A 14,804-nucleotide genomic window follows, 5' to 3' on the forward strand; every position below is an offset into this window, starting at 1 on the left:
GGACGAAAGGTTGCTTGATCCCTTGATTTGCGCGGCGTCTGTACCGGCCCCCTCGCGGGCTTGCCCGCGAAGAGGCCGCCTGAAACTCAAAAAAATGCCCGCTCGCAAGAGCCACTAGGGCCCCCGGGAGCGGGCTGATCCCGCAACTACTTCAGGCAAAGGGAATTCAGGCGAACGCCGGCACCACTTCCTTGATGAACAGCTCGAGCGACTTTTTCTTCTCGGCGTGGGGCAGGCTGTTGTCGCACCAGAAGCTGAACTCGTCGACGCCGAGCTCTTGGTAGTACTTGATGCGCGCGATGATTTCTTCGGGCGTGCCGATCATGGTGTTCTTGCGGATGTTTTCCAGCTGGAACGCCGGCACTTCGGCAAACTTCGATTCCGGGCTCGGCTCCAGGAAGCCGTTGACCGGCACAGTCTTGTTGCCGAACCAGGCGTCGAAGGTGCGGTAGAAGCGCGAGATCGCCTGGGCGCCAACCTTCCAGCCTTCGGGCTCGGACGGGCTGTGCACGTGGGTGTGGCGCAGCACCATCAATTGTGGGCGGGGCACATCCGGGTTGTTGTCCAGGGCCGCCTGGAACTTGTTTTTCAGGTCCAGTACTTCTTCGTCACCCTTCATCAGTGGGGTGACCATGACGTTGCAGCCGTTGGCCACGGCGAAGTTGTGCGAGTCTGGGTCGCGGGCGGCGATCCACATCGGCGGTGTAGCGTTGAACGGTTTCGGCACGCTGGTGGAGGTGGGGAACTTGTACACCTCGCCGTCGTGGGCGTAGTCGCCTTCCCACAGTTTGCGCACCACCGGCACCATTTCACGCAGGGCCTTGCCGCCGTCGGTGGCAGGCATGCCATTGGCCATGCGGTCGAATTCGAACTGATAGGCGCCGCGCGCCAGGCCCACTTCCATGCGGCCGTTGCTGATCACGTCGAGCAGGGCGCATTCGCCTGCCACGCGGATCGGGTTCCAGAACGGCGCGATGATGGTGCCGGCGCCCAGGCGGATCTTCTCGGTGCGCGCGGCGAGGTAGGCCAGCAGCGGCATCGGGCTTGGCGAAATGGTGTACTCCATAGCATGGTGTTCGCCGATCCACACGGTGCTGAAACCGCCGTTCTCGGCCATCAGGGTCAGTTCGGTCAGGTCTTCGAACAGCTGGCGGTGGCTGACCTGTTCATCCCAACGTTCCATGTGTACGAACAACGAAAATTTCATGGGGCTTTCCTCGGAGCTTGAAAGTCTCGCCTGGCGCACCAGGCGTCAGTAATAAGGCTAGGTGCTTCAGGCGAAGGCGGGCAGGCTGGCCATCTTGCCGCGGCAGTAGATCATCGGCTGCGGGGCTTGCTCGGGGACGATCAGGTTGTGCACCTTGCCGACCATGATGGCGTGGTCGCCACCTTCATATTCACGCCACAGTTCGCATTCGATGATGGCGGTGGCATTGGCCAGCAGCGGGTTGCCCAGCGCACTCAGGGACCACTCGATGCCGGTGGCTTTGTCTTTGCCTTTTTTGGCGAACGCATAGGCTTCGGCTTGCTGTTCACCAGAAAGCAGGTGAATGGCGAAGCGCTTCTGCTTGATCAGCACAGGGTAGGAGTCGGAGCTGTAGTTGGGGCAGAACAGCACCAGCGGCGGGTCCATCGACAGGGAGGAGAAGGCGCTGGCGGTAAGGCCGACGATCGAGCCGTCGTCGTCCAGGGTGGTGATGACGGTAACGCCGGACGGGAAAGAGCCCAGGACGTTCTTGTAGACGGTTGCGTCGATCATCTCATGTACCTCAGAAGGGCTGCGGTGGTCCGCGGTTTTTATCGTTGATGTGTCTGATGGTATACCGTAATACTCGATTTGCAAGCGGAATTTTCCGCCGCAGCAAAATCACGATGAATGGCGCAAAGCCGCATGGATAGGGGGCTTGGCGGAATTTCAATGCCCCAGCTACAGGTGCTGAACCGGATCAGTTAGGGTTTTTTAAGCCGAATCAGTGTTGTCAAAAGTTTGGAATACCATAATATGGTCCGCAGCTGAGAGGCCGCCTAGACGCGGTTTCCTTACAAAGATAAAAACGACCCTTCGAGCTGAAAACCATGTCCCAACCGTCATCGCAACACCAGTTTGTCGAGAATCACACGGTCGATTACGTTCCACCTGCCGAGCGCCATGGGAAGGCGCGCGACCTGTTCACCCTCTGGTTCAGCACCAACATTGCGCCGCTGCCCATCGTCACCGGTGCGATGGTGGTGCAGGTGTTCCACCTGAACCTGGTGTGGGGGCTTGTCGCTATCGTGCTGGGCCACCTGCTCGGGGGCGTGGTCATCGCCCTGGCCTCTGCGCAGGGACCGCAGCTGGGCATTCCGCAGATGGTCCAGAGCCGCGGCCAGTTCGGCCGTTATGGCGCCCTGCTGATCGTGTTCTTCACGGCGCTGATCTATGTGGGCTTCTTCATTTCCAACATCGTGCTGGCGGGCAAGACCATCCACGGTATCGCCCCGAGCGTGCCGATGCCTGGTGCCATCGTCATCGGCGCCCTCAGCGCGACGGCCATTGGCGTGATCGGCTACCGCTTCATCCATATCCTCAACCGTATCGGTACCTGGGTGATGGGGTCGGCGCTGCTGGCCGGGTTCATCATGATGTTCATCCAGGAGTTGCCGGCCGACTTCTTCAGCCGCGGTGCGTTCAATTTGTCGGGCTTCATCGCCACGGTGTCGCTGGGCACCATCTGGCAGATCAGCTTCTCGCCGTACACCTCCGACTACTCACGCTACCTGCCTAAAGAAGTCGGAATTGCCAAGCCGTTCTGGGCCACCTATTTCGGTGCCACGCTGGGCACCATCCTGTGCTTCAGCTTTGGTGCGGTGGCGGTGTTGTGCGTACCGGAAGGCACGGACGCGATGGACGCCGTCAAGCAAGCCACCGGCTGGCTCGGCCCGATCCTGATGGTGTTGTTCCTGCTCAACATCATCAGCCACAACGCGCTCAACCTGTATGGCGCGGTGTTGTCGATCGTCACGGCCATCCAGACCTTCTTTGCCAAGTGGACGCCGAGCATCAAGGTGCGGGTGATCCTGGCCTCGGTGATTCTGGTGGGCTGCGGCCTGGTGGCGCTGAATGCGTCGGCGGGCTTCATTGGCCAGTTCATCGGCTTGATCCTGGCGCTGTTGCTGGTGTTGGTGCCGTGGGTGTCGATCAACCTGATCGACTTCTACCTGATCAAGAAGGGCCAGTACGACATCGCGTCGATCTTCAGTGCCGACGGCGGCATTTATGGGCGCTTCAACCACCACGCGATCATTGCCTATGCGTGCGGGATCGTGGTGCAGCTGCCGTTTGCCAATACGGCGCTGTATGTGGGGCCGTATTCGAACATCGTCGAAGGGGCTGATTTGTCCTGGCTGATCGGGTTGCTGGTGACGGTGCCGCTGTATTACTGCCTGGCGACGCGCGGGCAGAGTGTTAACAGTGCGCGGGCTGTCAGCGTGAACGACTGATGATCAAAACTGGGGCCGCTGTGCGGCCCCTTCGCGGGGCAAGCCCGCTCCCACAGAGCTGTGAGCTGACCTCAAGGCTGGCGTCCTACCTGTAGGAGCGGGCTTGCCCGCGATGGGCTGCAAAGCAGCCCCAGCTATCTTGAGTCAAACCTTGAACTGGGCAACCATCCCATTCAGGTCCACCGCCAACCGCGACAGGTCCTGCGCCGCCGCACTGGTCTGATTCGCACCCGCCGACGTCTGCATCGCCAGGTCGCGAATATTCACCAGGTTACGGTCTACCTCCCGCGCCACCTGCGCCTGTTCCTCCGACGCACTGGCGATCACCAGGTTGCGCTGGTTGATCGAGGCAATCGCTTCGGCAATCACCTCAAGTGCCTGGCCTGCAGACTGGGCCACTTCCAGTGTGCCCGTGGCACGCCCTTGGCTGCTGTGCATGGCGCTTACCGCGCGCTCGGTGCCGGTCTGGATACCCACGATCATCTGTTCGATTTCTGCCGTGGACTGCTGAGTCCGGTGGGCCAGTGCGCGCACCTCGTCGGCGACTACCGCAAAGCCACGGCCTGCCTCACCGGCCCGTGCTGCCTCGATGGCGGCATTGAGCGCCAACAGGTTGGTCTGCCCGGCGATCGCGCCGATCACATCGAGCACGCGGCTGATCTCGTTGGCATTGTTGGCCAGCAGTTCGATCTCGGCCGAGGTACCGGTGACGTCGTCGACCAGGTGCTGGATCGACGCCAAGGCCTGGTTGACCTGGTCGCGACCGTCGCGGGTGGTGCGGTCGGCGCCTTTGGACGCGTCTGCGGTACTCACCGCGTTGTTCGCCACTTCTTCCACGGCGGCTGTCATCTGGTTGACAGCAGTAGCGGCCTGGTCGATCTCCGCACTTTGCTGGTGCAGGCCGCGGCTGGTGTCCTCCGTGACGGTGTGCAGCTCTTCCGAGGCCGAGGCCAGCTGGTCGGACGATGCGGCAATCTTGCGCAGGGTGTCGCGCAGGCTGTCTTGCATACGGCTCAAGGCGCGCAGCAGTTGCGCCGGTTCGTCGCGGCCGATCACGCGAATTTCGCGGGTCAGGTCGCCGGTGGCCACGCGTTCGGCCACGGCCACCGCGTCGGCCAGGGGCACGACGATGCTGCGGGTCAGCACCGTGGCGATGGCTGCCAGCGCGAGCATGATCACCAGCAGTGAGCCGATGATGGCGGTCAACGCTTGGTCTGCGACATCGCTGCTACGTTGCGAGGCCACTTCAGCACCTTTGCTGTTGTAGGCGATCAGTGCCGCCATGGCTTTCATCATGCTGTCGGCGTGCAGGGTGAGCGGGCCGTTGATCTTCTGCCTGGCCTGGTCAATGTGCCCGGCGGCGATGTCGTCGAGCACCTGCGCCTGCAGGTCGACGTACTGTTGGTGGGCAGTGCTGAAGGCATTGAACAGGGCGCGGTCGTCGGCGGCGATGATGGTGCTGTCGTAGTCCTGTAGGCCGTCCTTGAGCTGCACGTTGATGCCTTTGAGCAGGTCGAGGTTGCGTGCGCGCTCGCTGTCATCGTCATCCAGCGCCGTGCGCAGCGTCAAAGCGCGGGCCCGGCCGAGGTTGCTGCTGATTTCACTGAGTGCGACCACGGCGGGCAACCAGGTGACACGGATCTCGTCCGTGGCCGTGTCCATTTGCCGGGTCTCGTAGAGGGCGATCAGGCCCATGCCCAGCACGAGTGCGCCCAACAGGGCGAATACGCTGGCTGCGCGAATGCCGATCTTCATATTCCGTAACTGCATGGAATGCTCCTTGACGGTGGCGTGCAGGCGTCAAGAGCATGGACGGAAGGCCGGGTCACCGGGGGTGGTGCCAGCTCTCGATGCGCTGCGGATTTAGTGTGTGTGCCTCACCCTCGGAAATGTTTTATTTAAATGATGGCATATGGACATCATTATTGACCAGTCATTCAATGTAACGACATGTGCGGACAAATCCGTCGTTTTTTGACGGATTTGTTCGCTTTCAGGTGCTAGACGATCGGGATCAGCGGGTCGGCAGCGGCCAGCGCCAGTGCCCGGTCAGCGGCGGGTGGGTAGATCCACACCGAGTTGATCTGGCGCTTGAGTGCCTTGCCTTCCTGGCCGTGCAACTTCAGCTCACGCACCCAGCCCTCACTGTAGGCCGCGCCCCAGTCGCCGAGGTCTAGGCAGGTGACGTATTTGGGCTGGCGGTAGATGACCGGGTCGATGCCCAGCAGGTCGGCAGCGGCATTGTTGCCGCAGTGACGGCCCATGGGGATGGCGTGCTGGCAGGTCATCAGGGCGTGGTTGCCCAGCTCGTCGACAGCGGCCCAGGCGGTGTCGCCGGTGGCATAGATGTGCGCCTGGCCAACCACTTTCAGGTGGTCGTCGACCCGCAGGCGGCCTGCGCCGTCACGCTCGCCGGCGACCTGTGCAGTCAAGAGGCTGGCCTTGACGCCTGCGGTCCAGATCACCGTGCTGCTGGCGATGTACTCGCCGTTGTCCAGGGTGACGCCGCCGGCATCGACAGCCACCACCGAGGTACCGGTCAGCCATTCGACACCCGCCTGTGCAGAGGCGGCCTCGATCGAGGGGGTGATGCCCGCGCCCAACGCCGCGCCGACACGGGCGCCACGGTCGACCACCAGCACACGCACCGCGCTGCCGTCACCGAGCAGGGTGCGCAAGCGTGCGGGCATTTCGGTTGCCGTCTCGATGCCGGTGAACCCGCCACCACAGACCACGACCGTGTTACGCGCCGGGGAGGCGGGCAGGGCGGCCAGCCCCAGCAGGTGCTGTTCCAGGCGCACGGCCGACTCCATCTGGTCGACATCGAAGCTGTGTTCGGCAAGGCCTGGTACAGCCGGGCGCGCCACCTGGCTGCCTGCAGCGAGGATCAGGCGATCGTAGTGGATCTGCTGGGGCTGCCCTTGGGCATCGGTGTAGCTCACGCTGCGCCCGTCGGCGTCGATGCTGTCGGCGTTGCCAGGGATGAAGTGCACGCCCACGGCCTCGAACAGCTCGCCCAACGGCGCCTTCATGCTATGCACATCCGCTTCGTAGAAGCGTGGGCGAATGCGCAGCTCGGGTTGAGGGGCGAGTACGCTGATACGCACGTCTTCACGTTGTGCCTGGTCCAGCAGGCGAGCAGCGCTCAGCGCGCTCCAGACACCGGCAAAGCCGGCACCGATGATCAGGATGTTGGATTTCATGCAGGTGCTCCGCAACGGTCATGTAGGGAAAAAGGGCTTCGATGACACAGCAAGTGCGCTCGAATAACTACGACTTTATTGGTCGTAGTTTGTGCCTGCAAGTTTTTTTCCGTCCCAGGTAGGGGCGCAACCCGCCGGTCAACACCTGGGAAGGCCATGTTTCGATGGGTTTTTGACGGTGAAACGAAGGTTTTGCTGGCGACGAGCGGTCGTTCGGGGCAGGGGGGAGGGTCGCCATCCTTGATATCCCCACCCCCATCCGTTATAGATAAAAAAGAAACCATAAAGAAAAGAGGCCATTTCAGCCCCCATGTACGAGATCACACGTATCTTGCGCCCCTCAGGCCCCCATTACGCACCCTGCGCTAATGGATACGGGCCCACCCCCATGACACGCTCCCCGCTTTCGAGCCTGTACCACGTGTTGTCGATCCCGCCCGTCAACATCCTGCTTAGCCAGATGCGCAAACGCCCCGTCCCTCCACCTGCACCGTAACGCCTGAATTTCACCACCCCCGGCCTCTTGCCGTTTGGGGTTGGGGAGCCTTTGCATTTTTTCAGCGTTCAACTGTTCAGGAATCACTATGACTCTTCGTGTCGCTATCATCGGCGCCGGCCCGTCCGGCCTTGCACAATTGCGTGCGTTCCAATCCGCCCATGCTCAGGGCGCCCCCATGCCTGAAATCGTGTGCTTCGAGAAGCAAGCTGACTGGGGCGGTATGTGGAACTACACCTGGCGTACCGGCCTCGACCAGCATGGCGAACCCGTGCACGGCAGCATGTACCGTTACCTGTGGTCAAACGGCCCCAAGGAATGCCTGGAGTTCGCCGACTACAGCTTCGATGAACACTTTGGCCGGCCGATCTCCTCGTACCCGCCGCGTGAAGTGCTGTGGGACTATATTCAGGGCCGCGTGAAGAAGGCCGGGGTGCGCGATTACATCCGCTTCAATACCGTGGTCAAGCACGTCAGCTTCGATGAAACCACCCGCGAGTTCACCGTTAGCGCCCACGACTACAGCGCAGGGCTTGGTGTCGAGCAGGTGTTCGATTATGTGGTGGTGGCCAGTGGGCACTTTTCCACCCCACACGTGCCGGAGTTCGAAGGCTTCGAGCGCTTCACCGGGCGTATCCTGCACGCTCACGATTTTCGCGAAGCGATGGAGTTCAACGGCCAGGACCTGCTCATTGTCGGCAGCAGCTATTCGGCCGAGGACATCGGCTCGCAGTGCTACAAGTACGGTGCACGCTCGATCACCACGGCCTACCGCACGCAACCGATGGGCTACAAGTGGCCCAAGGGCTGGGAAGAACGCCCGCAACTGGTCCGGGTCGAGAACGACCTGGCGTACTTCGCCGACGGGTCGAACAAGCGCGTCGATGCGATCATCCTGTGCACTGGTTACCAGCATCACTTCCCGTTCCTGCCGGAGGAACTCACCCTCAAGACCAACAACCGCCTGTGGCCCGCGGGGCTGTACCAAGGCGTGGTGTGGGAGCAAAACCCGCAACTGATTTACCTGGGCATGCAGGACCTCTGGTACAGCTTCAACCTGTTCGACGCACAGGCATGGTTTGCACGCGACTACATGCTGGGGCGCATCACGTTGCCGACCAAGGCCGCCATGCATGCCGACAGCGAGCGCTGGCGCGAGGATGAGCTGGGCCTGGATACCACGGCCTCGATGTACGAATTCCAAGGCCGATACATCAGGCACCTGATCGAGCAGACGGATTACCCAAGCTTCGATATCGAGGCGGTGAACCGCATCTTCCTGCAATGGAAGACCGACAAGAAGCACGACATCATGGGCTACCGCGACAAGTCGTACCGCTCGGTGATCACCGGTACCCAAGCGGTGCCCCACCATACCCGCTGGATGCAGGCGATGGACGACTCGCTGCAGGAGTACTTGCGGGAAACGGACGGCAAGCAAGGTGAGGTGAAGGTACTGCGCGGGTAGGGTTTTCTATCGCGTCAAACGAGGGAATGCTTTCGGCGCTGGCGCTATCGGCGTATTATTGCGACAAAGTTGGTCGGAGATTGATATGTCGCTGTACAGTGCTGGCGTCGAATATGGCATCCATTGCCTGCTGTACCTGGTGGATGAGCGCGGAGACACGCGCGAGTCCAGCGTGCGCGACCTTGCGGCGCTGCAAGGCGTGCCGCAGGAATACCTGGCCAAGGTGTTCACCAAGCTGGCTCGCGCCGGCTTGGTGGTTGCCACTGAAGGGGTGCGCGGCGGTTTTCGCCTGGCGCGGCCGTCGGATGAGATCACCGTGCTGGATATCGTCACGGCTATCGACGGGCCGAAGAAGCTCTTCGATTGCCGTGAGATTCGCGAGCGTTGCACGCTGTTTGACGGCTCACCACCGGGTTGGGCGACCGAAGGCACCTGTGCCATTCATGCGGTGATGCTGGGCGCGCAAAAGCGCATGGAAGAGGCGCTGGCGCAGCAGACCATCCTAGATCTGGCGCGGCGCGTGGGGCGCAAGGCGCCTGCCGCGTTCGGGCAGCAGGTCAATGAATGGATGGGGGAGCGGCGGGATGGCAAGGGTGGCGGTGATATCCCGGTGAGTCAGGTCTAAGTCAACCTGCCCAGGCCTCTTCGCGGGCTTGCCCGCGAAGAGGCCCGACCCGGCAAACACAAATCAACGCCCCTCATGCTGCCTGCGATACGCCCCCGGCTGCACCCCAACGGCCTTGGCAAACGCCCGGGTAAACGCCGCCACCGACTGATACCCCACCTGCGCGCCCACCTGCTCCACGGTGTTGCCCGCTTGCAACAGCTGGGACGCATGGCGCATGCGCAACGCCAGCAGCACCTGCCCCGGTGACTGCCCGGCCAGTTCGTTGAAACGCTTGAAAAACGCTGACCGCGACAGCCCCGTGCACGCCGCCATGTTTTCCAGCGTCCAGGCTTGCCCAGGCTGTTCGATCAGTTGCACCAGCAACGCGGCAAACGCCGGCTGCCGGGCCAGCGCCACCAGCCCGCCGAGGGGCTGCCCGGCATGCACTTGCTGGCGCAGTACGTACAGGAACAACAAATGCGTCAACCGCTCCAGCAAGGTCTGCGACGGCGGTAGGCGTTCGCATTCTTCCAGGATCAGCCCGAACAGCGCCCGCGCCGCATGCCCGGCGGGCTCGTTGGCGCGCAGCAGAATCCAGTCGGCCAGGCCTTCCACGATCAATGACGACAGCCCCGGGCGAAAGTGAAAGAACCCGCACACCAGCCCCACGCCATCGCCGGCAGTGGCATCCAGAGCCTGCATCGCCTGGCGCGGCTGGGTGCAGGCGCTGACGGGGTTCTGGTCACTAGACAGCCGATACGCCAGGTCACGCAGCAAAAAAACCGCATCCCCAGCTTCCAGCCGCACTGCCTCGGCCTGGCCATCGAGGTGCAGCCAGCAATGGCCCTGCACGACCAGGTGGAAACTGGCGCGGCCCATGCCTTGCGTGCTGGCATGCCAGCCGCCGCAATAGCGGCCGACATGAAACAGGCTGGCGTCGAGCTCCAGGCCTTCTAATAACCAATCGACAAGGTGGCTGGACGAAATCATCTAATGCAAAGACTCAGGAGCAAGGAAAGGCGACTGATGAATATGGAGGGTAGTTCTTATAACCAACAGACTGTAAGGACACCCACCACAGGAGACCCCTCCATGTCCTCGCGCATTACTTTACACACTCTGCAGAGCGCCCCGGAAGCGGCCCGTCCATTCCTTGAAAATGCCCAGAAAAATTCCGGCTTCATCCCCAACCTGCTCGGCGTGCTGGCCAACGCTCCGGCAGCGCTGGAAACCTACGTGACCGTGTCGGCGCTTAACGGCAAGTCCGAGCTGACCCTGGCCGAGCGTGAGGTAGTGCAGTTGATTGCTGCCACCCAGCATGGCTGCGACTTTTGTGTCGCCGGCCACACCGCAGTCGCGTTGAACAAGGCCAAGCTGCCGGAGGCAGTGGTCGATGCGCTGCGTGCGCGGGGTGAACTGCCCGATGCCCGTTACGAGACCCTGGCCGCGTTCGCTCGCGAAGTCATCGCCACCCGTGGCAACGTCAGCGAGGCCACCTACCAGGCATTTCGTGAGGCCGGCTTCAGCGAAGGCAACGCCTTGGAAGTGATTCTGGGCGTGAGCCTCGCAACCCTGTGCAACTTTGCTAATGTTTTCGCCCAGACGCCGCTCAACGACGAGCTGAGCAAGTACCGCTGGCAGCCTTCTGCGTAATCCGCGTGGGGTGCCGGCCCCGCCGGCGTTTTCAAAGGAGTACAGACATGCAAGATTGTGCATTTCGGCAATGGCTGGATGCCAACGCCGAGGCCATTGACCAGGGCACGTGCGAGCCGCACCTGGTGCTGGCGCAGATCGCTGAAGCGCAGGTGCTGCGCATCGGCGTCGATCCGGCCCAGGGCGGCACGGGCGGGCAGGTGACCGATGCGGTCGAAGCCATCGCCGCCATTGCCAGCCGTTCGTTGGCGGCGGCGTTCGTCTGCTGGGGCCAGCGCGCCTTCATTGAATACCTGCTGCAAAGCCCTAATCAGTCACTGCGCGAACGCCTGCTGCCGAGGTTGCTGACAGGCGAGCTGGCAGGCGCCACCGGGTTGTCCAACGCCATGAAGTTTCTCTCGGGCATCGAGAGCCTGCAGGTGCGTGGGCGCCCCAGCAGCGAGGGGTGGAACCTGGAGGGCCGCTTGCATTGGGTGACCAATCTGCGCAAGAGCGGTTTTGTGGTGGCCGCGGCCATCGAGTGCGATGCCGAGCGCGCGCCCTTCGTGTTGGCCATTCCGTCAGAGGTGCAAGGGCTGGAGCGCTCGGACGACTTGCAACTAATGGGGCTGCAATCGAGCAATACCGCCGCGCTGGCGTTCCATCAGGTCGAGCTGGGCCGCGAGTGGCTGCTGCATGAAAACGCCCGTGAGTTCCTGCCCAAGGTACGCCCGGCCTTCCTCGCGCTGCAATGCGGCATGGCCATCGGCCTGGCCCGGCGCGCGTTGGATGAAGTGGCGGCGCACCTGCAAGGCCGTGGTTCGTTCCTCGAAGAGGCCCGCCAGGTGCTCAAGGAACGCCTGGAAAACACCGTGAGTGAACTGAAGCAGGGCCTGCTCGACGGGCGCTTCCTGCAGCAGCCAGCGGCGTTGTTCAAACTGCGCATCATCCTTGCCGAAAGTGCTGCCGACGCGGTGCAGCTCGAGCTGCAGGCCAGTGGTGGCAAAGCGTACCTCAGCGAGTACGGCCAAGGTTTCGCGCGCCGTTGGCGCGAATCGGCGTTCGTGCCCATCGTCACGCCAAGCCTGGTGCAGCTGCACGCCGAACTGCAACGCCAGGCGGGCACGGCATGAGCGAAGTCGTGCTGCAAGCCCGAGCTATCAGCCTCGGCTACCCCCGCGAGGGTAGCTGGCACGAGGTGCTGGCGCGGTTCGATCTGCAGTTGGCACCGGGCGAAGTGGTGTCCATCCTGGGCCCCAGCGGGGTTGGCAAGTCCAGCCTGTTGCGGGTGCTGGCGGGCCTGCAGGCACCGCGTGGCGGCAGCGTGATGTTGCACGGAGAGCCGTTGCAAGGGCCGCACCCGCGCCTGGCGGTGGCCTTCCAGGACCCCAGCCTGTTGCCTTGGCTGAGCCTGGAAAAGAACGTCGCCTTCGGCCTGGATTTCGCTCGCCAACCCAAGTTGGCCGCCACCGAACGGCGTGCGCGCATCGACCATGCCATTGCCGCCGTGGGCTTGGACCATGCCCGTAACCAGTACCCGGCGCAGCTGTCCGGTGGCATGGCCCAACGCACGGCGTTGGCGCGCTGCCTGGCGCGTCAGCCTGAAGTGCTGTTGCTCGACGAGCCGTTTGGTGCCCTCGACGAAGTGACCCGCGCCGACATGCAGCAACTGCTGCTGCAACTGATCGCCACCCACAATACCGCTGCGGTGCTGATCACCCACGATATCGACGAAGCCCTGCTGCTGTCCGATCGGGTCCTGCTACTGGGCAACCACCCAGCGCAAGTGCTCGGCCAGTGGCGCATCGACCTGCCGCAACCGCGCGCACAGCGGGTCGAGGAACTGGGTGCGTTGCGTATCGAGATTGTCAAAACCCTTCGGCGGGCAAGCCGCACAGACCCACCTTCCTCAACCCCCTTGCCCTCGGAGGCTGTCCATGTGCATGGATGACTGCTGTTCCGCTTCTTCGCGTCGCGACTTCCTCAAGCTTGGCGCCATGCTTACTGCCGCCGGTGCGTTGCCGCTGCTGTCGAGCCTGCAGGCCCGTGCGGCTGCCGAGCCGGACGCGCCGGTGCGCATCGGCTACCTGCCGATCACCGACGCCACCCCCTTGCTGGTAGCGCACAACAATGGCCTGTTCGAGGCCGAAGGCATCAAAGCCGAGCGCCCAGTGCTGCTGCGCAGTTGGGCGCAGGTGATCGAAGCGTTCATTTCCGGCCAGGTCAACGTCATCCATTTGCTGTCGCCGATGACCGTCTGGGCACGTTACGCCAGCAAGGTACCGGCCAAGGTCGTGGCCTGGAACCATGTGGGGGGCTCGGGGCTGACCGTGGCGCCCGACATTACCGACATGAAGCAGTTGGGCGGCAAGACCGTGGCCATCCCATTCTGGTATTCGATCCATAACGTGGTGCTGCAGCAGATGCTCAATGACAGCGGCCTGACCCCGGTGTCGAAACCCGCCAGTGCGCAGCTGGCGGCCAACGAGGTCAACCTGCTGGTGCTGCCACCGTCCGACATGCCGCCGGCGCTGGCCAGCAAGCGTATCGCTGGCTACATCGTCGCCGAACCGTTCAACGCCCTGGCCGAGAACCTCAAGGTGGGCCGCGTGCAGCGCTTTACCGGCGATGTGTGGCGCAACCACGCCTGCTGCGTGGTGTTCATGCACGAGCACGACCTCAACACCCGCCCGGAGTGGTCGCAGAAGGTGGTCAACGCCATCGTCAAAGCCCAGCAGTGGACGCGCGAGCACCGCGCCGAAGCCGCCGCGCTGCTGTCCAAGGCCGGCCCCAACAAGTACACCCCGCACGAAGTGGCGGTGTTGAGCAAAGTCCTGGCGCCAGCCGCCGAAGACCGCGCAGGCTATATCGCCAGTGGCGCGATCCAGCATCAGCAGTGGGACGAAAAACGTATCGACTTCCAGCCATACCCGTTCCCCAGCTACACCGAAGCACTGATCAAGCGCCTGCAGCACACCCTGATCGAAGGCGACAGTGGCTTTTTGGCCGGCCTGGACCCAGCGCACACTGCCCGCGACCTGGTCGACGACCGTTTCGTGCGCAACGCCATTACCGCCGTTGGCGGGCCGTCGGTGTTCGGCATTGCCGACAACTTCGAGCGTAGCGAGGAGTTCGCGGTCTGATGCGCAAGCATGTCGTTCATACCAGCCTAGGCTTGGCCGGGCTGCTGGGGTTGCTGCTGGCGTGGTGGGCCGGCGTGGCATGGTTTGGCGAGGCCGATGGCCTGTCGGCGCGTTTTTCGCCGGCGGCGACTCTGGCCAGCCTGGCCGAGCTGCTGGGGCAGGGCGAGGTCTACGGCCACGTGTGGGTCAGCCTCAAACGTATCCTGATCGGGCTGTTGCTGGCCTTGTTGATCGGTGTCCCCCTCGGCTTGCTGGTGGGCAGCTATCGGCACCTGGAGGCGGCGACCACGCCGGCCTTCCAGTTCTTGCGGATGATCTCGCCGCTGTCGTGGATGCCGGTGGTGGTGATGCTGATGGGGGTGGGTGACCAGCCGATCTATTTCCTGCTGGCATTTGCCGCGCTGTGGCCGATTTTGCTCAACACTGCGGCAGGTGTGCGTCAGCTCGACCCGCGTTGGTTGCAACTGAGCCGCAGTTTGAGTGCTACGCGCTGGGAGACCTTGTGCAAGGTCATCGTGCCAGGGGTGATCGGCCATGTGCTGACGGGTGTGCGCCTGGCCATCGGCATCCTTTGGATCGTGCTGGTGCCCTGCGAGATGCTGGGGGTAAGTGCGGGGTTGGGGTATTTCATCCTCGACACCCGTGACCGGCTGGCGTATTCGGAGCTGATGGCGATGGTGCTGCTGATCGGGGTGCTGGGGTTCATGCTCGATGCCCTGGCGCGTGGGTTGCATCGGCGTTGGGTGCATGGCTGAAAAGAGCTGGGGCCGCCGTG

13 protein-coding genes and 1 pseudogene are annotated in these 14,804 nt (G+C 62.9%); 8 read left to right on the plus strand and 6 right to left on the minus strand.

The features are described 5' to 3' along the window. Window positions 1-166: 166 nt before the first annotated feature. Both HU764_RS09735 and HU764_RS09740 read right to left on the minus strand, forming a co-directional pair. A complete protein-coding gene (locus tag HU764_RS09735) occupies window positions 167-1,207 on the minus strand; it encodes an LLM class flavin-dependent oxidoreductase (protein ID WP_027595378.1) in 1,041 nt (346 codons plus the stop codon). A 66-nt stretch (window positions 1,208-1,273) separates the two neighbouring features. After that, entirely contained in the window at window positions 1,274-1,759 is a 486-nt protein-coding gene (locus tag HU764_RS09740; RefSeq protein ID WP_027595379.1) for a flavin reductase family protein, read from the minus strand. A gap of 317 nt (window positions 1,760-2,076) precedes the next feature. On the opposite strand from HU764_RS09740, the gene HU764_RS09745 reads away from it, so the two are divergent. After that, window positions 2,077-3,480: a purine-cytosine permease family protein gene (locus HU764_RS09745; protein WP_186703981.1), complete on the plus strand. Its 1,404-nt coding sequence runs from the start codon at window positions 2,077-2,079 to the stop codon at window positions 3,478-3,480. A gap of 144 nt (window positions 3,481-3,624) precedes the next feature. Here the strand turns inward: HU764_RS09745 and HU764_RS28080 are convergent, their stop codons facing one another. The 3 genes and pseudogenes from HU764_RS28080 to HU764_RS09755 all read right to left on the minus strand — a co-directional run bounded on the left by HU764_RS28080 (window position 3,625) and on the right by HU764_RS09755 (window position 6,683). Next, window positions 3,625-4,488 carry a methyl-accepting chemotaxis protein gene (locus tag HU764_RS28080; RefSeq protein ID WP_371098201.1) on the minus strand — a complete coding sequence of 288 codons (864 nt, stop codon included), beginning with the start codon at window positions 4,486-4,488 and terminating at the stop codon, window positions 3,625-3,627. Continuing rightward, window positions 4,480-5,250 (minus strand): annotated as a pseudogene (locus HU764_RS28085) (MCP four helix bundle domain-containing protein); the annotation flags it as partial. The gene HU764_RS28080 and the pseudogene HU764_RS28085, both read right to left, overlap by 9 nt. A gap of 230 nt (window positions 5,251-5,480) precedes the next feature. Next, complete coding sequence (locus HU764_RS09755; RefSeq protein ID WP_186703983.1) at window positions 5,481-6,683, minus strand: NAD(P)/FAD-dependent oxidoreductase; 1,203 nt, start codon at window positions 6,681-6,683, stop codon at window positions 5,481-5,483. A gap of 584 nt (window positions 6,684-7,267) precedes the next feature. On the opposite strand from HU764_RS09755, the gene HU764_RS09760 reads away from it, so the two are divergent. Both HU764_RS09760 and HU764_RS09765 read left to right on the plus strand, forming a co-directional pair. After that, window positions 7,268-8,647 (plus strand): NAD(P)-binding domain-containing protein, encoded by a 1,380-nt coding sequence (locus HU764_RS09760; protein WP_186703984.1) that lies wholly within the window; start codon window positions 7,268-7,270, stop codon window positions 8,645-8,647. A gap of 85 nt (window positions 8,648-8,732) precedes the next feature. Continuing rightward, window positions 8,733-9,272, plus strand: a complete 540-nt coding sequence (locus HU764_RS09765; protein ID WP_099454460.1) for an RrF2 family transcriptional regulator — start codon at window positions 8,733-8,735, stop codon at window positions 9,270-9,272. 63 nt (window positions 9,273-9,335) lie between these two features. Here HU764_RS09765 and HU764_RS09770 read toward each other — a convergent pair whose 3' ends face one another. Further along, complete coding sequence (locus tag HU764_RS09770; protein ID WP_186682616.1) at window positions 9,336-10,244, minus strand: AraC family transcriptional regulator; 909 nt, start codon at window positions 10,242-10,244, stop codon at window positions 9,336-9,338. A 102-nt stretch (window positions 10,245-10,346) separates the two neighbouring features. Here HU764_RS09770 and HU764_RS09775 point away from each other — a divergent pair, with 102 nt between their 5' ends. The 5 genes from HU764_RS09775 to HU764_RS09795 are packed head-to-tail and all read left to right on the plus strand — an operon-like array spanning window position 10,347 to window position 14,784. Then, a complete protein-coding gene (locus HU764_RS09775) occupies window positions 10,347-10,907 on the plus strand; it encodes a carboxymuconolactone decarboxylase family protein (RefSeq protein WP_027595386.1) in 561 nt (186 codons plus the stop codon). Between the two features lie 47 nt (window positions 10,908-10,954). Continuing rightward, on the plus strand, window positions 10,955-12,019 hold the full coding sequence (locus HU764_RS09780) for an acyl-CoA dehydrogenase family protein (protein WP_186703985.1): 1,065 nt from the start codon (window positions 10,955-10,957) through the stop codon (window positions 12,017-12,019). Next, window positions 12,016-12,837 carry an ABC transporter ATP-binding protein gene (locus HU764_RS09785; protein WP_186703986.1) on the plus strand — a complete coding sequence of 274 codons (822 nt, stop codon included), beginning with the start codon at window positions 12,016-12,018 and terminating at the stop codon, window positions 12,835-12,837. Before HU764_RS09780 ends, HU764_RS09785 begins: the two co-directional genes overlap by 4 nt. Continuing rightward, window positions 12,824-14,029, plus strand: a complete 1,206-nt coding sequence (locus HU764_RS09790) for an ABC transporter substrate-binding protein (protein WP_186682620.1) — start codon at window positions 12,824-12,826, stop codon at window positions 14,027-14,029. Before HU764_RS09785 ends, HU764_RS09790 begins: the two co-directional genes overlap by 14 nt. Next, on the plus strand, window positions 14,029-14,784 hold the full coding sequence (locus HU764_RS09795; RefSeq protein ID WP_186703987.1) for an ABC transporter permease: 756 nt from the start codon (window positions 14,029-14,031) through the stop codon (window positions 14,782-14,784). The genes HU764_RS09790 and HU764_RS09795 overlap by 1 nt, the downstream gene beginning before the upstream one ends. Window positions 14,785-14,804: the final 20 nt, after the last annotated feature.

It is taken from the genome of Pseudomonas kermanshahensis (assembly GCF_014269205.2).
Taxonomy (GTDB): domain Bacteria; phylum Pseudomonadota; class Gammaproteobacteria; order Pseudomonadales; family Pseudomonadaceae; genus Aquipseudomonas; species Aquipseudomonas kermanshahensis.